The organism is Bradyrhizobium sp. Bra78 (assembly GCF_024519855.1).
Taxonomy (GTDB): domain Bacteria; phylum Pseudomonadota; class Alphaproteobacteria; order Rhizobiales; family Xanthobacteraceae; genus Bradyrhizobium; species Bradyrhizobium japonicum_G.
This window is the reverse complement of the sequence record NZ_JALJRE010000018.1, coordinates 1-21,929: the sequence shown is the minus strand read 5'-3', so window position 1 is coordinate 21,929 and position 21,929 is coordinate 1. Positions and strand designations below refer to the sequence as shown.

Genomic DNA, 21,929 nt, shown 5'->3' with positions numbered 1-21,929 from the left:
CCTGGTGCGCAATTGCGCACGAGGGCCGGGACGACAAAACTCAGAACGACCCCAGCGCCACCGGACGAAACGCCTGCAACAGCTGCTGATCCAGCTTGCCGCCCATGCCTTCCATCATCGCGAACGCACGCGAATGGGTGAATGGCATGCGGTAGGCGCGCTTTTCCACCAGCGCGGCGTAGATGTCGACGATGGTGGTGACCCGCACGATATCGCTGATCTGGTTCGACGACAGGCCGTTGGGATAGCCGGAACCGTCGAGGAATTCGTGGTGATGCAGCACGACGTCGAGCATCTCCGGCGGAAAGCCGCCCTGGGCGGCGAGCGCGTCATAGCCGCGGCGCGGATGCTGGCGGACTTCGGTCATCTCCTCATCGGTGAGCTTGCCGGGCTTGTCGAGCAGCGCGGAGGGAACGAAGGCCTTGCCGACGTCGTGCAGCAGCGCGGCGCGGGTCAGCCGGCGCTGGTCATCCTCGCGCATGCCGAGGTGCTGCGCGAAGGAGACCGCAAAGCCGGTCACGAACAGGCAGTGCCGGTAGCTGCCGACGTGGTGGCAGCCCACCGTGGTGAGCCACTCGCGCAGCGAGGAGTGCTTGATCGCCTTCAGGATCTTGGTCTCGGCGGCGATGACGTCGTCGAAGGTCAGGGGCACGCCGAGCGGTAGCTTATCGAACATCTTCTTCAGCACCGCATGCGCCGCCTCGACGCCGCGGTTGAGCGTCTTGCCGCGATCGGTCGCGTCGTAGACGGCGGTGTCGGGGAAGGCGGCGCGGATGCGCTGCAGGATCGCGTCGGGCTGAAGCGGCCGCGAGATCGTGTCGGTGGCGCCCAGCGCCCAGGCCTGCATGGTGCCGTGATGCAGGGCATCGGCGAGCACGAACAGCCGCGGCATCGAACGATAGGCATCGCCGCGCAGCTTGTTGCGCACCCGCTGCACGCTTTCGGGAGAGCGCAGGTTGATGTCGACCACGAGGCCGGAGAGATCGCGCGAGGGCTGCTCGGGAATCTCCTGCGTCGTCACCGTCGAGACCTCGCCGACCGCCTTCAGGATGCTGGCGAGCTCGGTGCTCTCGTCGCTCCGGTCGGAGGCGAGCAGAAGCCGGCGTTTGGCGGCGGATTTGGCTGGCGCGTTCATGGCTTCCCCAAAAGCACGGGACTGGATTTGGCGTCAGCCTAAGCCAGATCAGGTTCTCCGGCCCTTAAGAGGCGTGCTCAATGGAGCCTTCCGGAATTGCACGCAATTTTACGGATCCGGTTCCGCAAGGGGGCCCATCGAAAATGACGGAAAACAACCCCATGCACAGTAGCCTTCTCCTTGGAATGACTGGGGTTTCCTTTCACGAAAAATCCGCCGGGAGGTGCCCCCCGGCGGATCATCTCGCGTTACAAAATTGCAGGCCCGCCTTACGCCTTCATCGCACCCTTCACGGCCTCGGCCGTGATCGGCAGGGCCCGGACCCGGGCTCCGGAGGCGTTGAAGATGGCGTTGCCGATGGCGGGAGCCACCACCGTCACCGCGGGCTCGCCGACGCCGGTGGCCTTCTCGCCATTGGCGATCACGGCGACCGCGACCTCGGGCATCTGGCTCATGCGCAAGGGCGTGTAGCTATCGAAATTGGTCTGCTCGATGCCACCGTCCTTGAGCGTCGCCTTCTCGTACATCGCCAGCGACAGGCCCCACAGCGCCGCGCCCTCGACCTGGGCGCGGATGTTGTCGGGATGCACCTGGGTGCCGACGTCGGTTGCGACCGTGAGCTTCTTCACGGTCACCTCGCCCGACGGCGCCACCGCGACGTGGGCGACACAGGCCGTCCAGCTCGCGGTTGCGCGTTCCTGCGACGACACGCAGGCGACGCCCATCCCCTCGCCTTTCGGCAGTTGCCTCGTGCCGTAGCCGGACAGCCCCATCGCGGCGAGCAGCGTGTTGCGCAGCCGCTGCGCGCCGCCGTCGTTCTTGCCCTTGCCGTCGAGCAGCGCGATGCGGAACTGCGCCGGATCCTTGCCGGTGGCGGCCGCGATCTCGTCGATCATGCTTTCGACCGCCCAGAAGGTCCAGCCCGGCGCCACCGAGCGGAGCTGGCCGGACGGCGTGGCGTTGTGCGCGAGCTCGTTCTTGATCGCGCGCACATGATGGTTCGGCACCGTGTAGAAGAAATCGGCGCCGTTCACCGTGAAGCTGTCAAGCGGGCCCTTCTTGTCGACCGAGGGCGTCAGGAAATCGGGGATTCCCCAGCGCTCGGTCGGCCAGGCCGAGACCACGTCGTGGCTGAGCGCGACGAGCTTGCCGTCGCCGTCCACGCCGGCCTTCACTTTCTGGTAGGTGAGCGGACGCGAGAAATCCATCGTCATGTCGTTCTCGCGCGTATAGATCACCTTCACCGGCTTGCCGATGGCCTTCGCCGCCTGCACCGCCGGCACCATCATGTCGGCATCGAGCCTGCGGCCAAAGCCGCCGCCGAGCCACATCTGGTGCATGACGACGAACTTCGGATCGATTCCGGCGGCCCCCGCCGCGATCGCACCGGAGCGCGTCGCGAACTGGTTGCCGGAATAGATGTGCAGGATGTCGCCCTTGAACTCCGCGGTGGCGTTCATCGGCTCCATCGGCGCGTGGATGTTGATGCTGGTGGTGTACTCCGCCTCCAGCACCTTGGCCGCCGAGCCGAAGGCAGCTGCGGGATCGCCGTCCTTGACGAAGAATTGCCCGGAATCCTCCTGCTTCTGAAGCCGCATCGCCTCGTCGAGCAGCGACTGGCTCGAGACCTTCGCATTCGGACCGCCGTCATAGGCGATCTTGAGCGCCTGCGCCGCCTTCTTGGCGTTGGCATAGGTGGCGGCGACCGCGACGACCCAGCCCGAGGTCGTTCCGGTCTTGTCGTCGAGGGTGACGGCCTTGATGAAGCCCGGCACCTTCTTCGCAGCCGAGTCGTCGACCGATTTGACCGTGGCGCCGAAGCGCACCGGCGGTGTCACCACCGCGCCATAGGCCATGCCCGGCAGCATCACGTCGATGCCGTACTTGGCCGTGCCGTTGGTCTTGGAGGGAATGTCGAGCTGCGGCACCGACACGCCTATCATGGTGTACTGATCCGGTGTCTTCAGCTTGATCGCCTTGAGCTCGTCCGGCGTGAAGGTTTTTGTCGCCTTGCCGCTCTTGACGACATCGGCGAACGACATCTGCTTCTTCGACTTCGGATGCGAGATCACGGAATCGCGTACCACGAGCTCCGAAGCAGGCACGCCCATGGAAGCTGCCGCCCCTTCCGTCAGCGCCATGCGACCGGCCGCACCGGCGCGGCTCATGGCTTCGAAGTTCATCATGGTCGACCAGCTTCCGCCGGTGATCTGCGCCCCCAGCACGGGGTCGTTGAATTTTGGATCGTTGGAGGCGAGGTTGACCCGCATGTCGCTCCACTTCGCGCCCAGCTCTTCGGCCACGATCTGCGCCATGGTGGAGGCGATGTGCTGGCCCATATCGGCCTTGCCGCAAGTCACGGTGACCAGACCATCGGGCGCGATCGCGTACCAGACGCTCGGCTCGAAGGTCGACGGCGCAGCGAGCGCCTCACCGATGCCGGGCACGCCGGCATAGCCGAGCACGAGGCCGGTCGCGGCGGTGCCGACGAGGAACGAGCGGCGGCTGAGATCGGTCGTCTCGGGTGTGACGGCCTTGATGTGCTTATTCATGTGGGCCTCCGTTCGTTGCCGGAGGCGGACGCGGTGCGCATCTCGGTGGCAGCCCGCATGATCGCCTTCTGGATCCGCGAATAGGTCATGCAACGGCAGAGATTGCCGTCCATGTGCGCCACGACCTCTTCCTTGGTCGGATTGGGATTCTTCGCGAGCAGCGAGGCCGCCTGCATGATCTGCCCGGACTGGCAGTAGCCGCACTGCGGAACCTGTTCGGCGATCCACGCCTTCTGCAAGGGATGATCGCCCTTGGCGGCAAGGCCTTCGATCGTGGTGATCTTCTTGCCGGCGACATCGCCGACCATGGTCTGGCACGAGCGCACCGCTTCGCCGTTGACGTGCACGGTGCAGGCACCGCACAGGCCGGCACCGCAGCCGAACTTGGTGCCGGTCATCTGCAATTGCTCGCGGATCGCCCAGAGGAGCGGCGTGTCGTTCGCCGCATCCACGGACATACTCCGCCCGTTGATGGTGAGAGTTGGCATAGGCGTCTTCCCCTGCCGGTGCATGAAGCCGCTTACGGCGGCAACTTGAAATGGCGGACGCCCACCGGGCCGGCGCCAGCCTTGACGCAAGAATGATCGGGTTCGCGTGCCGAGGCAAATGCAATTTGGAATCGATCGAAGCAAAGCCGGCGTTTGCGCGTTGTGCGTCGCGACAACGGCGCCGATGCAGCGCCTGAACGCAACAGAGTGCGCGTCAGGCATGCAAGCTATCGCGGCATTGGCGGTTTCTTCCAGGTAACTTGGCAGGCTAGGGTATGACGAAGCGAGTTTGAGCTAATCGCCGAATTGGATGTCCCTCGTGGGAGAGGGCGCAGCGTGGTCGCGGCTGCAATGAACAAGAAGCGAGAAAGGGCGGAAGCAATGCCAAGGATCGAACGGGACGGCGTCGGAATCTACTACGAGGTTCATGGCGAAGGGGCGCCGCTGCTGCTCACCCACGGCTACTCCTCGACCTCGGCGATGTGGCATGGACAGGTCGATGCGCTTGCGAAGGACCACAGGCTGATCCTGTGGGACATGCGCGGCCACGGCCAGTCGGATTATCCGGACGATCCCGGCGCTTACAGCGAAGCGTTCACCGTCGGCGACATGGCTGCGATCCTCGATGCGACGGGGACTGAACGCGCCATCATCGGCGGGCTCTCGCTCGGCGGCTACATGTCGCTCGCTTTCCATCGCGCACATCCGCAAGCCGCCTGCGCATTGCTGATCATCGACACCGGTCCCGGCTTCAAGAAGGACGACGCGCGCGAGGCCTGGAACGCCCGGGCGTTCGGCACCGCCGACAGGCTCGATCGCGAAGGTCTCGACGTGCTCAAATCGGCGACGCGCGAGCGCGCCACCGCGAGCCACCGCAACGCCAGGGGATTGGCGCTCGCCGCGCGCGGCATGCTGACCCAGCGCGATGCGCGCGTGATCGAATCGTTGCCCGACATCAACGTGCCGTCGCTGATCGTGGTCGGCGCCGACGACACGCCGTTCCTCGCCGCGTCCGATTACATGGCGGCAAAAATTCCCGGCGCACAAAAAGTCGTGATCCCCGCGGCCGGACACGCCGTCAACATCGATCAGCCACAGGCTTTTGTTGACGCCGTGCTGGCTTTCCTGAAGAACTTGCCTGAAGAACTTGCAGGCCCAGGACGGCTGGACGAGGACGCGAGGCCATGAAGCGAGCGATGTTGGCTGCGGGCGCGGTGTTGCTATCGTTATCCGCGCAGGCCGAGCCATTCGGCGGGCCACCGCCCCGCCTGCCTTTCGTCGCGACCCTGTCGAACAACACGCCGCTCGCCTTCGGCATGGATGCCGGAGAGACCGCACGCGCGCTCGGGCAACCCCTGCAATACGTGCGGGGACGCCCCGGCAACGAGATCTATCTCGCCCTTCGCAACATCGGTGGCAGCGGACTGATCCCCTACCGTCACCGCCTGTTCCTGCAGTTCCGTCATGGACGGCTGGCGGGATGGAAGGAAGATTACGGCGAGAACTGGATGTGGGAGTGAGGTGCGCGCGCGACTGCCTCCCCTCATCCCGAGGAGCTTGCGAAGCAGGCGTCTCGCAGGATGAAGGCCCCGCTGAAGCGTCACGGGCCTTTCATCCTTCGAGACGCGCGCGAAGGGCGCGTTCCTCAGGATGAGGGGAGAGACTAGAGTTCGTAATAACCAAGAAGGACAACCCGCGTGGGACAAGACATCAAGCTGACGGCCTCCGACAATTTTCAGCTCGGCGCCTATCGCGCTGATCCCTCAGGCACGCCTAAGGGCGCGGTGGTGGTGATTCAGGAGATTTTCGGCGTCAATCATCACATCCGCTCGGTCTGCGACCGCCTCGCCGGTGAAGGCTATGCCGCGATCGCGCCGTCGATCTTCGACCGGACGTCCCCGAACTTCCAGTCGGGCTATTCGCCCGACGAGATCGCGGAAGCGCGCAAGTTCGTCGCCAATCCGGACTGGGCCGCGATGCTGCGCGATACGCAGGCAGCAATCGATGCTGTGAGGAGCGTCGGGCCGGTCGGCATCATCGGCTTCTGCCTGGGCGGTAGCATCGCCTTCGTCGCGGCGACGCGGCTGTCGGGCCTGAAGGCCGCGATCGGTTACTATGGCGGCGCCGTCGTGCGCTTTGCCGACGAGACGCCGAAAGTGCCGACGCAGCTGCATTTCGGCGAGAAGGATGCCGGCATTCCCCTGACCGACGTCGAGACCGTCAAGGCGAAGCGGCCCGACGTGGAGGTCTTCATCTATCCTGGCGCGCAGCACGGCTTCCATTGCGACGAGCGGGCGAGCTACGACAAGGCCAGCGCCGACATCGCCTGGCCGCGCAGCATGGCGTTTTTCGCCAAGCATTTGAAATAGCCGCCCGTCATGCGCGGGCTTGACCCGCGCATCCATCAAGCGAAGCTTTTTCGTCAGGTCGATGGATTGCCGGGTCGAGCCCGGCAATGACACCTCAAGCAGGAAACGGGTGGCTGCATCATGGCGCGCGGCGATAGAGCTGGCTGATCAAGCCAGCTCTATCGCCGGGAGATCACCATGCAACAGGCCAATACGAACGTCGTCATCCGCAATCCGTTCGGCACTATGGACGTGCCCGAGCCGAACGATCGTGAGGTCATGGACTATGCCTCCATCGCCATGCTCGCCGGCGATGCCGCCGACGGCAACGCGGCGCATTGGGCATCGATGCCGACGTCCTCCGATCAGCTCGAGGGGGTCTGGGCGAGCCGCTGGAATGGCGGCGCCGATCCGACCATTGCCGGCGATACGCCGGAGCAGTGGAAAGTGGGGCGCGCGGAGGTGCGGGTCGCAGGCGAGCGCATCTATCTTCGCTTCGACTGGGACCATGGCCGCCGGCACGGGCTGATCGATGCGGCCCGCCAGGGCGCGGATCGTCTCGTCGGGAAATATATCAACCTGACCAACCCGGCCATCATGCGGCCATGGGTCGGGCTCGTGGTCGATGCCGTCAGGATCGATGGATGTTTCCCGAACGGGCGACTGGATTTCAGGCGGTGAGCTAGAACCAGCGCTCGCCGACGAACACGGTGTCGCCCGGTGCCAATGGCGTGCCGAGCGGAACCACGGCGCGCATCGAGCCGCCGGCTTCGGTGTGGGTGACGGTGACCACGTCGCGCTTGGCGCGCGGCGAGAAGCCGCCGGCAATCGCGACCGCGCTTTCGACCGTCATGTTCGGCACGTAGGGATATTGTCCGGGCGCGGAGACTTCGCCGAGGATGAAGAACGGCCGATAGGATTCGACCTCGACGGCGACCGAGGGCTCGCGGATATAGCCGTTGCGCAGCCGCGCGGCGATTTCACCGGCGAGTCCTGCCGGAGTGCGACCGCGTGCGGGCACTCCGCCGATCAGCGGCATGGTGATGGAGCCGCCGGCGTCGATGGCGTAGCTGTTGGTGAGGCCTTCCTGGCCGTACACCACGACGCGCAGCTTGTCGCCGGCGTCGAGATGGTAGGAGGCGTCGTAGCGGACCGGCGCCGCCATCGGTGCGGCATAGCCGACCGGCATGGCCGCGGGCGAAGAGGCAAAGGACGTGCGCAGCGCGCCGATGGCGCCGCCGCCATCGGCGACGACGACCGGCTGCGGCGTGCCGTAGGGCTGGCCATAGGCCATGGAGTCGAGATCGGCGCGCGGCTGCATCACCGCGACGGGACCGGCGGTCTGCATGCAGCCGCCAAGCGCAAGCGCGGCGAACGCTACCAAGGACGCTGCCGAGATCGACCATCGAAACGCGCGTGCAACTGGCACCGGACCTATCCCTCGAAACGAGACAGCTCCACTGATGCACCGGTTATGGTTAATAAAGCGTTGAGCGGGGCTTCAACCCTCCCCTGGAGGGGGAGGGTCGATCGCGCGAAGCGCGAGCGGGGTGGGGTGATCTCTCCGTTCGGGCAGTGTGGACGTGGAGAGATCTTCACCCAACCCCGTCTCACATCTTCGCTGCGCTCAATGTGAGCCGACCCTCTCCCTCCAGGGGAGGGTAAGCACATCACCGCTTCAACGTTTACGCTTACGCGCTCACACCCACGCCGATCGGGCAGGACACGCCGGTGCCGCCGAGGCCGCAATAGCCGGCGGGATTCTTCGCCAGATATTGCTGATGATAATCCTCGGCGAAATAGAACTCGCCGGCCGGTGCGATCTCGGTGGTGATGGCCCCGAGACCCTTTGCGGCGAGCGCCTTCTGATAGAGCGCCTTCGATTGGTCGGCCGCTGTCTTCTGCGCGCCTGAATAGGTGTAGATCGCGCTTCGGTATTGCGTGCCGACGTCGTTGCCCTGACGCATGCCCTGCGTCGGGTTGTGGCTCTCCCAGAACGTCTTCAACAATTTCTCGTAGGAGATCTTCTTCGGATCGAACACGACCAGCACCACTTCGGTGTGGCCGGTGCGGCCCGAGCAGGTCTCCTCATAGGTCGGGTTCGGCGTGTGGCCGCCGGCATAGCCGACGGCGGTGGCGTAGACGCCCTCGCCGAGCTCCCAGAACTTGCGCTCTGCGCCCCAGAAGCAGCCGAGCCCGAACACCGCCTGTTCGAGGCCCGCGGGATAAGGCGGCGCGAGCTTGGCACCGTTGACGAAATGGGTGGTCGCGGTCGGAATGGCTTGCGCACGGCCCGGCAGCGCTTCCTTGGCGCTCGGCAATGCGGTGGTCTTGCGCGTGAACAGCATGGACGGATCTCCTGGAAACGAGCTGTCCGTCGCCTGGGCCAGCTCGAGAGGTCGAGTGCTCAGGCGGCGTGCTCGCGATCAGTTGGGAATATAGGCATCTACGCAGCAAGGGGCAGCCTTGTTACGCGGCCGCCAGCGCGAGGCTCAATCGCGGGAATTGAAAGCCCTCAATCCCGGGAATTGAAAGTTCAATCCCGGGAATAGCCGATCAGCGGCTTGCGCGGGCGGAACAGGATCATCAGGAGGATGCCCGAAATGCCGAGGACGGCGAACACCGGTTGATCCAGCACCAGGCGGATCACCGAGGTCCAGAGCCACGGCGCCTTGGCCTCGACCCAGGTCCGGAACGCCGTCTGGCTGGCCTGATTGATGTCGTTCCAGAACTGGCCGAAGCGGGTGAACTTGAGGGTCTGGTCGGCGACCCAGCGGGCGCCGTCATAGACCATGAAGATGAACCCGCCGGCGAGCAGCAACAGCCCAATCAGTCGGAAAAAGCCGCGGATCATGCCTCACCTTATATGGTCGTCCGATCGGACGACCCCCTGAACGCCGCCAGCCAATACAAGGGAGACGGCAGAAATTCAACCACTTCAGGGCGTTACGGCACCCATTCGGGCCGCATGGGGCCGGTTTTCCGGTCCGGGAAAGCGTTGACGGTGCCAAAGACCCTCTCTATAAGGGCGCCAACTGGCGGCGGGCGCAATCCTGCCGCCGCTGTTCTTTGAGCAGTTGAAGGCTCCTTGAGCTTACAGGCTCTTTGGGCCTCAGAGACAGCCGCAAGGCCGTCGCTCATGTTCCGGGAACAGCCAGCAACCGAACACCCTAAATCCGAGCGTCGATTACGCGGTCAAGCAAGCCGGCGCTACCCGACCAAGACGCGACCGGTACCCGCAAAGGATATTGAGACCATGGCCAATACCACTTCCGCCAAGAAAGCGACGCGCAAGATCGCCCGCCGCACCGCCGTCAACAAGTCGCGCCGCACCCAGATGCGCGGCGCCGTGCGAAACGTCGAAGAAGCCATCGCGACCGGCGATCGCGCCGCTGCCGTGCAGGCGCTGGCGAATGCCGAACCGGCTCTGATGCGCGCCGCCCAGCGCAACATCATTCACAAGAACAATGCCAGCCGCAAAGTCTCGCGGCTCACCGCGCAGATCGCCAAGCTCGCCAAGTAATCCGGCAGGCGATCCGACAGACCGTCCGGTCGAGTTCGATCGGGCGATCAGATCGCACATCGCACGCGTCAAACAGCCCGGCATCGCGCCGGGCTTTTTTGTTGCCTGCCATGAACAAGCAAGCCGTCACGCGACGACCGATCTTCGACTGGAAGACCTCCATCGTCGCACCATGATGCGGTCCGTAGTTTTACCTGCGGGTGATTTTGCAACAGTGGAAACTTCCACCGCGGTGCAAAAAGTCCCTGCGAGGCGGGCTCAAGTTGAATTCGCGTGCCTGCGAGTTCTGCACACCGTAGATTCACCGGATCGAATCTACCGCTGGAGTTACCCTGTGAAACGAGACTCAAAAAACGATGTCTCGCTAATCACTTATCGACATAGTGACCTCAAGCGTTTGGAAAATTCGCCCGCGCGTCGCGCGCGTGACGCTTTTGTAAAAATTTTTTGGCGGTGACCGAGAATTGTCACATGAGGCGCGGCATCTTCGATTCTGTGCACGAATCCAAAAACTTGCTCTGGAGCCTGTGCACAAGTCGCGCGCGGCGTTAACCGAGGTCAAGTTTTTTGATGCCTAAAGTGTGAATCAATTCCGTTGCGAGTCTTTCCGCATAGTGTATTCCTTAAGACGTCAGCGGCGCCCACGATCTTGAGACCAGCGCGGTATCGGAAAACGGGGCGAGCGTGCAAATCGGCGGCGGTGTGCACGTAGGCGACGCTTCAACAAGCGATTGTCGGTTCAAAACCCACAGCAATGTGGGAACGGTAGCTCTTTGTCTGAATGTCTCCAAGCGGGATTTTTTCGCTCGCATATGAGAGACGTCGTGAAAGCTGCCTCGACAGGCATGATGGCGAAGCCGAGCGGACGACTAGGACACGGGCAGGCATCCGCGGCAGGAGTACGACGCGGTTGCCGTTTAGACACGCAGGACCTTGTCGTGAGCAATCACGGCAGGACGGGGAGGTATCATGTCTTACGGACTCAACGCGGTATTGAAACACACCTCGACTTTCAACTATGCCGTTTTAGATTCGTCGGACATCAAGCCTCCCGCGTGCAACGGAGCGCCGAGTACGCGCTGACCTCGCGACCCCTCCATCTCTGACATTGCTGATCGGACGCGGCGTTTCCGCCGAACGGTCGAGCCATGTCTGCAGGTGAAATCGCTTGAGGTCGCGCCATGGCAGAAACCCTGATGGCAGGAACTCTGCATGGCGCTCACCACGCAACCTTATCTCTCAAGAAAAGTTCTCACATGATGACAACACCGGAACAGGATCGCTGGTCGCGCGTGAAGAGTCGGCTGCGCTCGAACGTCGGCGAGGACGTCTACACCAGCTGGTTTGCGCGGATGGATCTGGAAGGCGTGCAGGACGAGAGCGTGCGTCTGTCGGTGCCGACCCGCTTCCTGAAGAGCTGGATCCAGGCCCATTATGCCGAGCGCGTGTTGTCGTGCTGGCAGGCCGAGATGCCGGAAGTGCATCGCATCGATCTCACCGTTCGCTCGGCCGTGCGTCCGGTCGTTCAGCAGAAGGAAGCGCCCGCGCCGGTCGAAACACGCCGCACGCCTGCGCCGGAGCTGCGCTCGACCGCGACCGCGCCGGTCTCGGCCAATCACGATGCGCTCGGCGGCTCGCCGCTCGATCCGCGCCTGACCTTCGCAAGCTTCGTCGTCGGCCGCTCCAACACGCTGGCGCATGCGGCGGCGCGCCAGGTCGCGGAAGGTCGCAGAGGCGACCCCGTGATGTTCAACCCGCTCTACATCCATGCCGGTGTCGGCCTCGGCAAGACGCATCTGCTGCAGGCTGTGACCTGGGCCGGTAATTCCGGCAACGAGCGCAAGGTGCTGTATCTCACGGCTGAAAAGTTCATGTACGGCTTCGTCGCCGCGCTGAAGACGCAGACGGCGCTCGCCTTCAAGGAAGCGCTGCGCGGCATCGACGTGCTCGTGATCGACGATCTCCAGTTCCTGCAGGGCAAGTCGACCCAGGCCGAATTCTGTCACACGCTGAACGCGCTGATCGACGCCGGCCGCCAGGTCGTGATCGCAGCCGACCGGCCGCCGTCCGATCTCGAAAGCCTCGATGACCGCGTGCGCTCGCGGCTGGCCGGCGGCCTCGTGGTCGAGATGGGCTCGCTCGGCGAGGAGTTGCGGCACGGCATTCTCAAGTCGCGCGTCGCCGCCGCCCGCGCCCATCATGCGACTTTCGAGGTGCCCGAGGAGGTGCTGACCTATCTGGCCCGCGCCATAACCCATAACGGCAGGGATCTCGAAGGCGCGATCAACCGTCTGCTCGCGCACTCGAAACTCAACAACCGGCCGGTGACGCTGGAGATGGCGGAGCACGAAGTGCGCGACCTGATCCGGCCGCAGGAACCCAAGCGGATCAAGATCGAGGACATTCAGCGCGTGGTGGCGCGGCAGTATAATGTCAGCCGCTCCGACCTCCTGTCCTCGCGCCGGACCGCCAACGTGGTCCGTCCGCGCCAGGTGGCGATGTACCTCGCCAAGACGCTGACCTTGCGCTCGCTGCCGGAAATCGGCCGCCGCTTCGGCGGGCGCGACCACACCACGGTATTGCACGCGGTGCGCAAGATCGAGGCCCTGGTGTCCAAGGACACGGCGCTATCGGACGAGGTCGAATCGCTCAAGCGCCAGCTTCAGGAATAAACGCCTAGGCCCTGCCCCTTCCAACCTGCCGCCGCCTCGGCCATGCCGGGGCGGCGGTCTTCGTCTTGCCTGGGCGGCGGGCCCTCGTTTTTGCCTGTAAATCGTGGGGAACTACCTCGCAATCCCTTGAATCCGGGGGCCATCCGCGCCACCTTGCGCGACCCTGACGGCTTTGGTCATATCGGCTGGATGATCCGGCTTTCCGGGGTCTTCGGTGCCGTGGCGCGCGTCCCGCCGCCCGGCTTTTCCAGATTTGGTTTCCTTGGGGATCGGGCGAGTAGTGCAATGAAGGTTACGGTCGAACGCGCGCAACTCCTGAAGTCGCTGGGCCATGTCCACCGCGTGGTCGAGCGCCGCAACACGATTCCGATCCTCGGCAACGTGCTGGTCCGGGCCGAGAATGCGAAATTGTCGCTGAAGGCGACCGACCTCGACCTCGAGGTGACGGAAACGCTGCCCGCGGAAACCGCGACCGCGGGCTCCACCACCGTGCCGGCGCACATGTTCTACGACATCGTGCGCAAGCTGCCGGACGGGTCGCAGATCGTGCTGGAGGCCGACGGCGACCGCGCCGTGCTGGCGATCCGCGCCGGCCGCTCGCGCTTCACGCTGCAGACCCTGCCGGAGAACGATTTCCCGGATCTGGCCGCCGGCGACATGTCGCACTCGTTCTCGCTCGCCGCCAAGGACGTCAAGCGGCTGATCGACCGCACCCAGTTCGCGATCTCCACCGAGGAGACGCGCTATTATCTCAACGGCATCTATCTGCATGCCGCAGGCTCCGCGAAGGCCGCAACCCTGCGCGGCGTCGCCACCGACGGCCACCGCCTCGCCCAGCTCGACCTGGTGCAGCCCAAGGGCGCCGACGGCATGCCCGGCGTGATCGTGCCGCGCAAGACCGTCGGCGAGGTGCAGCGCCTGATCGAGGACGCCGACGCCGAGATGACAATCGAGCTGTCGCAGGCCAAGATCCGCTTCACCATCGGCAACGTGGTGCTGACCTCGAAGCTGATCGACGGCACCTTCCCCGATTATGGCCGCGTCATCCCGCAGGGCAACGACAAGGAGCTCGTCGTCGACAAGAAGGATTTCGAGAACGCGGTCGATCGCGTCTCGACGATCTCGAGCGAGCGCGGGCGCGCGGTGAAACTGTCGCTGTCGCCGGGCAAGCTGGTGCTGTCGGTGACCAATCCGGATTCCGGCAGCGCGACAGAAGAGCTCGAGGTCGAATACGCCTCCGACGCCCTCGATATCGGCTTCAACTCGCGCTACCTGCTCGACATCGCCGCCCAGATCGAAGGCGACGTTGCAACCCTGAGGCTCGCCGATCCCGGCTCGCCGACGCTGGTGCAGGACCGCGACGACAAGAGCGCGTTGTACGTGCTGATGCCGATGCGGGTGTGAGGGAGGTGCTCCTCCCTCGCCGACAGGCCCTTCTTTCAGAGCCTAGCGCGATGCACGTTGCTGCGCCCTCTCCCCTTGTGGGAGAGGGCTACTCCGCTGGCGGATACACACTCAGTCGGGTGAGGGGTTAGTGCCGCAGGAACCATCCCATCGGCCGGTCCCCAAGCGTCTCCGCCAATTCGCGAAGAACATGCGGCACGAGCCGACGGATGCAGAGGCCGCGATGTGGCGCCTGCTCAGGGATCGTCGATTGTCCGCCTTCAAGCTTCGCCGACAGGTTCCGTTCAAAAGCTACATTCTCGACTTCGTCTGCTTCGAGAAACGCCTTGTGATCGAGATCGACGGCGGTCAGCACGCAGTATCACGAACCGATGCAGCGCGTGATGCGGCTCTCTCGGCGGAAGGTTTCTCGATAGCGCGTTACTGGAACAATGACGTGCTGCAGCAGCCAGCTTCTGTATTGGAGGATCTCCTTGCAAAGCTTGCCGGGCGGTAAGATACCCCTCACCCGTCGCCTCACTTCGTGAGGCGCCACCCTCTCCCACAAGGGGAGAGGGTGAGCAGAGCGTGCCACTGTTCCAACATGACCCCTTCCCGCATTCATCGCCTGACGCTGACGCATTTTCGCAATTATCGGGCGGCGGGGCTCGCGACGGCGGCTGACATGGTGGCGCTGGTCGGGCCGAACGGGGCAGGCAAGACCAATTGCATCGAGGCGATCTCGTTCCTGTCGCCGGGACGCGGCTTGCGGCGCGCCACGCTGGAAGACGTCGCCGACAACCAGGGCGACGGCTCCTGGGCGGTCTCGGCCCAGGTCGAGGGCGCGCTGGGGCTCGCCACACTCGGCACCGGCATCGATGCGCCGCGCGCCGACAGCTCCGTGAGCCGGCGCTGCCGCATCGACCGCGAGCCGGTCAATTCCGCCACGGCCTTCGGCGACCATATCCGCATGGTGTGGCTGACGCCGGCGATGGACGGGCTGTTCATGGGCGCGGCCTCCGAGCGGCGGCGCTTCTTCGACCGCCTGGTGCTGGCAATCGACAGCGAGCATTCCAGCCGCATCTCCGCGCTCGAACGCTCGCTGCGCTCGCGCAACCGCCTGCTCGAGACGCGCAATTACGACGACCATTGGTGCGACGCGATCGAGCGCGAGACCGCGGAGCTTGCGGTCGCCGTCGCCGCAACCCGCGGCCAGACCGCGGCGCGGCTCACCGGCATGCTGAATGCGCGCGCGCAGGCCTCGGCCTTTCCCTCGGCGCAGATCGCGCTCGACGGCTGGATGGAGAATGCGCTGCTGAGCGAGACCGCAACGTCGGTCGAGGACCGCTACCGGCAGATCCTGCGCGACAACCGCCCGCGCGACGCCATCGCCGGCCGCACCACGGATGGTCCGCATCTCACCGATCTGCAGGTGATCTATGCGCCGAAAGGCATGCCGGCACGCGACGCCTCGACCGGCGAGCAGAAGGCGCTGCTGATCGGGCTGGTGCTGGCGCATGCGACGCTGGTCGCCGAGATGACCGGCATCGTGCCGCTGCTGCTGCTCGACGAGATCGTCGCCCATCTCGATCCGAACCGGCGCGCGGCGCTGTTCGACGAGCTGCGCAAGCTCGGCGCGCAGGTCTGGCTGACCGGCGCGGACCCGGCCGCCTTCGCCGAGATTGGCGCCGGCGGCGAGGTGTTTGACGTCGAGAGCGGACAGGTCAGCGCACGCCCGTGAGCCGCCGCATTGAACCCACGCGGTTGCGTCGGCGACTAGCTGTCTGAGGCCGCGCCGACGGTGTCGCAGCCCATTTTGCCATCGCGCGATGACATCACGCGCGATACCCCTGGAGCGTGAGATGCGGACGGCAAGGACCGGGGCTCGGGCCTCGGGACGATGGCAGGCGTTTGCGTGCGGCCTTGTCCTGCTCGCGATCTGCATGATCGCAGCAAGCGCCGGCGCCTGGGTGCCGCGTCTGTCGCCGCTGTTCTCGGCCGAGCTGACGCCGGATCCCGATACCAAGCTGCCCGCGCCGACCCGTTACAGCTACCGGGGAATTCACACCACCGTCGTCAGGGGCGTTGAAACGCCGCTCCGTACCAGGCTGGAGGCGACCGTGCCCGCCGAACTCGGCGACGTCCTCGCCTTCTACCGCACCGAGCTCGGCAAGCTCGGCTGGCAGGAGCAGCACGATGGCGCGGTGGTCTCCGCCGATCACGTCCAGCTCGCCTTCGCCTCGCCGCTCGGACCCGGCATGCTCGCGCTCGACCGCAAGGACAGCAGCACCAGGGTCAACCTCGTGCAGAAGAACGCATCCGTTGCGACCGATGCGAACGTCATGCCCGAGCCCGGCCATGCGATGCTGGTGTTCTCCAATATCAGCGATACGGACGCCACGCTCACGATCAACGACCGCACCATCAAGCACGCCGCCGGCGCCCGCGCGATGTCGCTGGATCTGCGGCCCGGCAAATATTCCTACGAGGTGAACGTGCCGGGCCATCCAGCCACCACGCAGATCCTCAGCTTCACGGCCGGCGATACCTGGGAGCTCACGGTCGGGCGCGACGGAGAGGCATGGTCGCCGCTCCTGCTGTATTGAACCTCACGGGTTCCTGCCGCGACTAGTCGTCTGAGGCCGCGCCGACGGTGTCGCAGCCTGCAATTGCGCGAGGGATGAAGACCGCGCGAAATCCAGGAGTCTTGACAATGTCGACGATCCCGCGCGGGACGCAAGTCCCGGTACGCTGGCGGCTGCTTGCGTGCGGCCTCTTCCTGATGGCGAGTTGCTCGATCGCGGCCGCCGCCGATGCAGGTATCGTCGACGTCCACGCGCTGCCGCAGCTCGAGGGCGCGGTGGAAGACACCTCGCGCCCCGATCCCTACCGCGTCGAATATCGGATGCCGACGCCGGAAGCCGTGACATCGCCGGCGGTGAAAAAACTCCTCAGCGGCGAAGGCTGGGTGCCTTATGTACGGCCGCTGGAGGAGAAGAGCACCACGCTGAACTTCAAAAAGGGGCGGCAGGGCCTTTCGGTCTATCTCACCCAAGCCCTCGGCCGGCCCGACCAGTCAATGGTCCACTACTCGACCGACCGCATCTATTCGAACGTGCCGTTTCCCGACGGCGCGAGCGACATCATGTTCGATGGCACAAGGCCCTATCTCGGCTGCATTGCGTCCAGCGCGCTCGATGCGACGTCGAATTTCTACAGCAACGAGATGGCTGCGATCGGCTGGCAGAAGCTCACGCCGGAAACGGCCGCACGCTGGGCGACCAGCCTGGACGAGACCGTTCCCAACGGCCTGCGTGCGTTCTACGTGCACCCGGACAGCAAGGACACCGGCTTCTACCAGCAGAAGCCGGTCATGCTGACGCTGACGCGCCGCGACGATGGCCGCACCAATGTCGATATCCGGGTCGCGCCCTTCGCCTTGCCGAGCGAGCTCAAGGCCGACGACGATCTTGCCGGCTTGCCGCGGCCGAACCCGACCAAGACGGCGAGGAGCCTCGGCAGTGCCGATTCCAACAAGCGTGAGATGTCAGCGGCCGCTATGGCCGAGCTGCCGGCCGTGCTCGCCTTCTATCATCGCGAGCTCGCCGCGCGCGGCTGGCAGGAAGACGGCAGCGCGCCGCTCGCGCCCGGCGACGAGGTCGCGATCAAGGTCTCCAATGCCGAGGAAACCGGCGTGCTCCGGCTCGGCCGCAAGTATGATTTCACCATGATCAGCCTGAACGTGCAGGTGAAGGAGTCGGCGCTGGCCGCCCGCGCCAGGGCGAAGAAGGAAGCCGATCAGAAGTTTCTTGGTGATGCGCTAGGTGCGGCCAAGCAACTCATCGCCGCCGACGAAGCGAGGCGCAAGGTGCAGGCCGCCGCGCTGTCCGACACGCCGCTCAATGCGCTCGCCGACAGCAAGACGCCGGTGCCGCTGCCCGAAACCGCCGAGGGCGTGAAGTTCGAGGGCGGCGACGGCCGGCTCGAATTCTCCTCCAATTCGAGCGTGAAGGCGCTCGGCGCCTTCTACCGCGCATCGCTGAAGAACGCGGGCTGGAAGGAGCAGCCCTCCGTCATCAACCAACCCAACATGGCGGTGTTGGAATTCTCCAAGTCCGGCAAGTCGATCTCGATGACCGTGATGCAGATGGGTCCGAAGGTGAATGTCAGCGCCACCGGCTCCGGCCTGGTCGTGGCTGCGGCGAAGCCGGCCGAGACCAAATCGGCACAATCCAAACCGACGGAATCCAAGACGGTGCAGGCCAAATCGACCGAGCCGCTGAAGGCAGATCCCGATGGCGCGCTGCCCGTGCCGACGCAGCGCAGTTCGAGCGGGATCAGCTCGACGAAATTCCCCGGCAGCGACCAGTCGTTCCGCAAGGAGCTCGAGGCCAGCATTCCTGCCGAACTCTCGGATGTCCTCGCCTTCTATCGCACGGAGCTGACCAAGCGCGGCTGGCAGGAAAAGACCGACGGCGCGACCGTTACGGCCGACCGGGCGGAGTTGGCGTTCACCTCGCCGGACGGACCGGCCATGCTGAAGCTTGGCCGCGCCAGGGACGAGACCACGGTCAGCCTGGTGCAACGGAATCCGCAGGCCGCAGCCAAGGCCGACATCATGCCCAAGGCGGGACAGGCCCGGGTGATGCTCGGCAACATGGGGCCGAAGGAAGCGTCGCTGACGATCAACAAGCAGACCGTGAAGATCGCAGCCGGCGCCGGCGGCCCGCAATCGCCGAAAGGCCCGATGCTCGATCTGCCGCCTGGCAAGTACCAGTACGCCCTGCGCGTGCCTGGACGCCCTGCCCGCAGCGAAACCCTGACCGTGGCCGCCGGCGACGCCTGGGGCCTTCTGGTGGGGCCGAACGGCGACGTGCTGCCGCTGCAGATGTATTGAGGCTGCTATGTAGCAGGTGCGCTCCCTCTCCCGCTTGCGGGAGAGGTTGCGGCGAGCCCGCAGGCCGACCAACTTTACCCAGGACCAATGCTCTAACGGCACCTCGGAACACACCTCCCAGGCCCGCAAAAGCCCCGCCTTTGCGAGGCCTCAAAAACCCCTCCGAATCGCGCTTTTTGCGAGCCCCAGAATCAGCCTTCGCGAGCCTTGAAAACCGGCTAAAAATCCCTATTTCATCAAAGGGTTGCCGGGAGATACTTTGCGCTAGGCGCAAGCTGTCTTTCATGGCACAAATAGCCTGCAAATCAGCGCCTTTTGCGCGGCTGATTCGGGCGACATTTCGAAGGCCTCTCATGACAGAACCTGCTCGGCAGACGCCTGCCGAAAACGAGCCCTCAAATCCAAGCGATTACGGGGCGGAATCGATCCGCGTGCTCAAGGGTCTCGACGCCGTCCGCAAGCGCCCGGGCATGTATATCGGCGACACCGACGACGGCTCGGGCCTGCACCACATGGTCTACGAGGTCGTCGACAACGCGATCGACGAGGCGCTTGCGGGCCACGCCACGCGCGTCGACGTGATCCTCAATGCCGACAATTCCGTCACCGTGCGCGACGACGGCCGCGGCATTCCCGTCGACATCCACAAGGGCGAAGGCATCTCGGCGGCCGAGGTCATCATGACCCAGCTCCATGCCGGCGGTAAGTTCGACCAGAATTCCTACAAGGTCTCCGGCGGTCTGCACGGCGTCGGCGTCTCCGTCGTCAACGCGCTGTCGAGCAAGCTCGGCCTGCGCATCTGGCGCGACAACAAGGAGCACTACATCGAGTTCGCCCATGGCGATGCGGTCGCACCGCTCGTGGTCGTCGGCGATGCGCCCGGCAGGCGCGGCACCGAGGTGACGTTTCAGGCCTCGACCGAAACCTTCAAGAACATCGAATATGATTTCGCGACGCTCGAGCACCGGCTGCGCGAGCTCGCCTTCCTCAATTCCGGCGTCAACATCGCGCTCTCGGACATGCGTCACGCGGTCGAGAAGCGCGAGGAGATGCACTATTCCGGCGGCGTCGAGGAATTCGTCAAATATCTCGACCGCAACAAGAAGGCGATCGTGCCGGCACCGATCATGGTGCGCGCGGAAGCCAACGGCATCGGCGTCGAGGCCGCGCTGTGGTGGAACGACAGCTACCACGAGAACGTGCTGTGCTTCACCAACAACATCCCGCAGCGCGACGGCGGCACGCATCTGGCCGGCTTCCGCGGCGCGCTGACGCGCCAGGTCAACGGCTATGCCGAGGGCAATGCGAAGAAGGAAAAGATCGCGCTGACCGGCGACGATTGCCGCGAAGGCCTCACCGCCGTGCTTTCGGTGAAGGTGCCCGATCCGAAATTCTCGTCGCAGACCAAGGACAAGCTGGTGTCCTCGGAAGTGCGGCCCGTGGTCGAGAACGTGCTCAACGAAGCGCTCCAGGCCTGGTTCGAGGAGCATCCGAGCGAAGCCAAGATGATCGTCGGCAAGGTGATCCAGGCCGCTGCCGCCCGCGAAGCCGCGCGAAAGGCGCGCGAACTGACCCGCAAGAGCCCCCTCTCGGTGTCCTCGCTGCCCGGCAAGCTCGCCGACTGCCAGGAAAAGGACCCGGCGAAATCCGAGCTCTTCATCGTCGAGGGTGACTCGGCAGGTGGCAGCGCCAAGCAGGGCCGCAACCGCGAATTCCAGGCGGTGCTGCCGCTGCGCGGCAAGATCCTCAACGTGGAGCGCGTCCGCCCCGACAAGATGCTGGGCAGCGAGCAGATCGGCACGCTGATCACCGCGCTCGGCACCGGCATCAGCGACGAGTTCTCGATCGAGAAGCTGCGCTATCACAAGATCATCGTGATGACGGACGCCGACGTCGACGGCGCCCACATCCGCACGCTGCTGCTCACCTTCTTCTACCGGCAGATGCGCGACATCATCGACGGCGGCTATCTCTATATCGCCCAGCCGCCGCTGTATAAGGTCAACCGCGGCAAGTCGGAGCAGTATCTGAAGGACGAGCGGGCGCTGGAAGATTATCTGATCGACACCGGGCTCGACGACTGCGTCTACATTCCGGGCACCGGCGGCGATCGCACCGGCCGCGATCTGCGTTCGCTGATCGACGACGCCCGCGCCGTCCGCGGCATCCTGCGCAGCCTGCACACCCGCTACAATCGCAAGGTGATCGAGCAGGCCGCCATCACGGGCGTGCTGAACAAGGCGATCTATGGCGACCCGGAGAAAGCCGCCGCAGCCGCGCAATACATCGCCGCCCGCCTCGACACGCTCGCTGACGAGGTCGAACGCGGCTGGGTCGGCCAGTACGTCGAAGGCCAGGGTTTCCAGTTCGAGCGCACGGTGCGCGGCGTCAAGGAAGCCGCTGTGATCGACGATGCCTTCCTGGGCTCGGTCGAAGCCCGCAAGCTCGACGAGTACACGGTGAAGCTCCAGGACGTTTATGCCCGGCCCGGCAAGCTGCGGCGCAAGGACGTCGAGCACATGGTCTACGGGCCGGTCGACCTGTTCGAAGCCGTCACCGACGCCGGCCGCAAGGGCGTCACGCTGCAGCGCTACAAAGGGCTGGGCGAGATGAACCCGGAACAGCTCTGGGAGACGACGCTGGATATCAATGCGCGTTCGCTGCTCCAGGTGAAGGTCAAGGAGGTCGACGAGGCCGACGACATCTTCACCAAGCTGATGGGCGACGTGGTCGAACCGCGCCGCGACTTCATCCAGGAACACTCGCTGAGCGCAACGATCGATATCTGAGGCCGGTTGGCTTTGCGTTTGATCTGCTAGCCAAGCGCTCGCCGCAACCTCTCCCGCTTGCGGGCAGGGCTATCGGATATGACAGCGGGAGGTTTCCGAAAGACCTCGGCCTGCATGGTTCGAGACGCCCGCTTTGGCGGGC

The 21,929-nt window shown here is 64.9% G+C and carries 18 protein-coding genes; 12 read left to right on the top strand and 6 right to left on the bottom strand.

The window, feature by feature from the left end; all coding sequences use genetic code 11:
• Nucleotides 1-40 precede the first annotated feature (40 nt).
• The 3 genes from OC450_RS30545 to OC450_RS30535 form a co-directional block, all read right to left on the bottom strand.
• The gene (locus OC450_RS30545; protein WP_211383952.1) at nucleotides 41-1,135 is read right to left on the bottom strand and encodes an HD-GYP domain-containing protein; all 1,095 of its coding nucleotides are present in this window, start codon (nucleotides 1,133-1,135) and stop codon (nucleotides 41-43) included.
• 269 nt (nucleotides 1,136-1,404) lie between these two features.
• A complete protein-coding gene (locus OC450_RS30540) occupies nucleotides 1,405-3,687 on the bottom strand; it encodes a xanthine dehydrogenase family protein molybdopterin-binding subunit (protein WP_211383951.1) in 2,283 nt (760 codons plus the stop codon).
• Nucleotides 3,684-4,175 (bottom strand): (2Fe-2S)-binding protein, encoded by a 492-nt coding sequence (locus tag OC450_RS30535; protein WP_027514647.1) that lies wholly within the window; start codon nucleotides 4,173-4,175, stop codon nucleotides 3,684-3,686. Before OC450_RS30535 ends, OC450_RS30540 begins: the two co-directional genes overlap by 4 nt.
• A gap of 381 nt (nucleotides 4,176-4,556) precedes the next feature.
• Here OC450_RS30535 and OC450_RS30530 point away from each other — a divergent pair, with 381 nt between their 5' ends.
• From OC450_RS30530 to OC450_RS30515, 4 genes are all read left to right on the top strand, one after another.
• The gene (locus tag OC450_RS30530) at nucleotides 4,557-5,363 is read left to right on the top strand and encodes an alpha/beta fold hydrolase (RefSeq protein ID WP_262049247.1); all 807 of its coding nucleotides are present in this window, start codon (nucleotides 4,557-4,559) and stop codon (nucleotides 5,361-5,363) included.
• Complete coding sequence (locus OC450_RS30525; RefSeq protein WP_256808539.1) at nucleotides 5,360-5,695, top strand: hypothetical protein; 336 nt, start codon at nucleotides 5,360-5,362, stop codon at nucleotides 5,693-5,695. Before OC450_RS30530 ends, OC450_RS30525 begins: the two co-directional genes overlap by 4 nt.
• A gap of 177 nt (nucleotides 5,696-5,872) precedes the next feature.
• Nucleotides 5,873-6,544 (top strand): dienelactone hydrolase family protein, encoded by a 672-nt coding sequence (locus OC450_RS30520; protein WP_211383948.1) that lies wholly within the window; start codon nucleotides 5,873-5,875, stop codon nucleotides 6,542-6,544.
• A 177-nt stretch (nucleotides 6,545-6,721) separates the two neighbouring features.
• Nucleotides 6,722-7,204: a hypothetical protein gene (locus OC450_RS30515; RefSeq protein WP_211383947.1), complete on the top strand. Its 483-nt coding sequence runs from the start codon at nucleotides 6,722-6,724 to the stop codon at nucleotides 7,202-7,204.
• Nucleotide 7,205: 1 nt separating this feature from the next.
• Here OC450_RS30515 and OC450_RS30510 read toward each other — a convergent pair whose 3' ends face one another.
• The 3 genes from OC450_RS30510 to OC450_RS30500 all read right to left on the bottom strand — a co-directional run bounded on the left by OC450_RS30510 (nucleotide 7,206) and on the right by OC450_RS30500 (nucleotide 9,377).
• Nucleotides 7,206-7,952, bottom strand: coding sequence for a polysaccharide biosynthesis/export family protein (locus OC450_RS30510; protein WP_211383946.1), 747 nt, complete (start codon nucleotides 7,950-7,952; stop codon nucleotides 7,206-7,208).
• A 262-nt stretch (nucleotides 7,953-8,214) separates the two neighbouring features.
• Nucleotides 8,215-8,871: a peptide-methionine (S)-S-oxide reductase MsrA gene (gene msrA, locus OC450_RS30505; protein ID WP_211383945.1), complete on the bottom strand. Its 657-nt coding sequence runs from the start codon at nucleotides 8,869-8,871 to the stop codon at nucleotides 8,215-8,217.
• 188 nt (nucleotides 8,872-9,059) lie between these two features.
• The gene (locus OC450_RS30500) at nucleotides 9,060-9,377 is read right to left on the bottom strand and encodes a hypothetical protein (RefSeq protein WP_211383944.1); all 318 of its coding nucleotides are present in this window, start codon (nucleotides 9,375-9,377) and stop codon (nucleotides 9,060-9,062) included.
• Nucleotides 9,378-9,779: 402 nt separating this feature from the next.
• On the opposite strand from OC450_RS30500, the gene rpsT reads away from it, so the two are divergent.
• The 8 genes from rpsT (at nucleotide 9,780) to gyrB (ending at nucleotide 21,787) form a co-directional block, all read left to right on the top strand.
• A complete protein-coding gene (gene rpsT, locus OC450_RS30495; protein WP_211383943.1) occupies nucleotides 9,780-10,046 on the top strand; it encodes a 30S ribosomal protein S20 in 267 nt (88 codons plus the stop codon).
• A gap of 1,259 nt (nucleotides 10,047-11,305) precedes the next feature.
• Nucleotides 11,306-12,718 (top strand): chromosomal replication initiator protein DnaA, encoded by a 1,413-nt coding sequence (gene dnaA / locus OC450_RS30490; RefSeq protein ID WP_249129102.1) that lies wholly within the window; start codon nucleotides 11,306-11,308, stop codon nucleotides 12,716-12,718.
• 285 nt (nucleotides 12,719-13,003) lie between these two features.
• Entirely contained in the window at nucleotides 13,004-14,122 is a 1,119-nt protein-coding gene (gene dnaN / locus OC450_RS30485; RefSeq protein WP_211383941.1) for a DNA polymerase III subunit beta, read from the top strand.
• A gap of 130 nt (nucleotides 14,123-14,252) precedes the next feature.
• Entirely contained in the window at nucleotides 14,253-14,618 is a 366-nt protein-coding gene (locus OC450_RS30480; protein WP_211383940.1) for an endonuclease domain-containing protein, read from the top strand.
• Nucleotides 14,619-14,705: 87 nt separating this feature from the next.
• Nucleotides 14,706-15,842 carry a DNA replication/repair protein RecF gene (recF, locus tag OC450_RS30475; protein ID WP_262049246.1) on the top strand — a complete coding sequence of 379 codons (1,137 nt, stop codon included), beginning with the start codon at nucleotides 14,706-14,708 and terminating at the stop codon, nucleotides 15,840-15,842.
• Nucleotides 15,843-15,963: 121 nt separating this feature from the next.
• Nucleotides 15,964-16,707 (top strand): hypothetical protein, encoded by a 744-nt coding sequence (locus OC450_RS30470; protein WP_262049245.1) that lies wholly within the window; start codon nucleotides 15,964-15,966, stop codon nucleotides 16,705-16,707.
• Between the two features lie 107 nt (nucleotides 16,708-16,814).
• Complete coding sequence (locus tag OC450_RS30465; protein WP_262049244.1) at nucleotides 16,815-18,998, top strand: hypothetical protein; 2,184 nt, start codon at nucleotides 16,815-16,817, stop codon at nucleotides 18,996-18,998.
• Nucleotides 18,999-19,351: 353 nt separating this feature from the next.
• A complete protein-coding gene (gene gyrB, locus OC450_RS30460) occupies nucleotides 19,352-21,787 on the top strand; it encodes a DNA topoisomerase (ATP-hydrolyzing) subunit B (protein WP_211383936.1) in 2,436 nt (811 codons plus the stop codon).
• Nucleotides 21,788-21,929: the final 142 nt, after the last annotated feature.

What these genes read in the sequence shown, in the direction of transcription:
- OC450_RS30545 (WP_211383952.1), bottom strand. Translation starts at nt 1,135, where the DNA reads ATGAACGCGCCAGCCAAATCCGCCGCCAAACGCCGGCTTCTGCTCGCC.
- OC450_RS30540 (WP_211383951.1), bottom strand. Translation starts at nt 3,687, where the DNA reads ATGAATAAGCACATCAAGGCCGTCACACCCGAGACGACCGATCTCAGC.
- OC450_RS30535 (WP_027514647.1), bottom strand. Translation starts at nt 4,175, where the DNA reads ATGCCAACTCTCACCATCAACGGGCGGAGTATGTCCGTGGATGCGGCG.
- OC450_RS30530 (WP_262049247.1), top strand. Translation starts at nt 4,557, where the DNA reads ATGCCAAGGATCGAACGGGACGGCGTCGGAATCTACTACGAGGTTCAT.
- OC450_RS30525 (WP_256808539.1), top strand. Translation starts at nt 5,360, where the DNA reads ATGAAGCGAGCGATGTTGGCTGCGGGCGCGGTGTTGCTATCGTTATCC.
- OC450_RS30515 (WP_211383947.1), top strand. Translation starts at nt 6,722, where the DNA reads ATGCAACAGGCCAATACGAACGTCGTCATCCGCAATCCGTTCGGCACT.
- msrA (WP_211383945.1), bottom strand. Translation starts at nt 8,871, where the DNA reads ATGCTGTTCACGCGCAAGACCACCGCATTGCCGAGCGCCAAGGAAGCG.
- OC450_RS30500 (WP_211383944.1), bottom strand. Translation starts at nt 9,377, where the DNA reads ATGATCCGCGGCTTTTTCCGACTGATTGGGCTGTTGCTGCTCGCCGGC.
- rpsT (WP_211383943.1), top strand. Translation starts at nt 9,780, where the DNA reads ATGGCCAATACCACTTCCGCCAAGAAAGCGACGCGCAAGATCGCCCGC.
- dnaA (WP_249129102.1), top strand. Translation starts at nt 11,306, where the DNA reads ATGACAACACCGGAACAGGATCGCTGGTCGCGCGTGAAGAGTCGGCTG.
- dnaN (WP_211383941.1), top strand. Translation starts at nt 13,004, where the DNA reads ATGAAGGTTACGGTCGAACGCGCGCAACTCCTGAAGTCGCTGGGCCAT.
- recF (WP_262049246.1), top strand. Translation starts at nt 14,706, where the DNA reads ATGACCCCTTCCCGCATTCATCGCCTGACGCTGACGCATTTTCGCAAT.
- OC450_RS30470 (WP_262049245.1), top strand. Translation starts at nt 15,964, where the DNA reads ATGCGGACGGCAAGGACCGGGGCTCGGGCCTCGGGACGATGGCAGGCG.
- OC450_RS30465 (WP_262049244.1), top strand. Translation starts at nt 16,815, where the DNA reads ATGTCGACGATCCCGCGCGGGACGCAAGTCCCGGTACGCTGGCGGCTG.
- gyrB (WP_211383936.1), top strand. Translation starts at nt 19,352, where the DNA reads ATGACAGAACCTGCTCGGCAGACGCCTGCCGAAAACGAGCCCTCAAAT.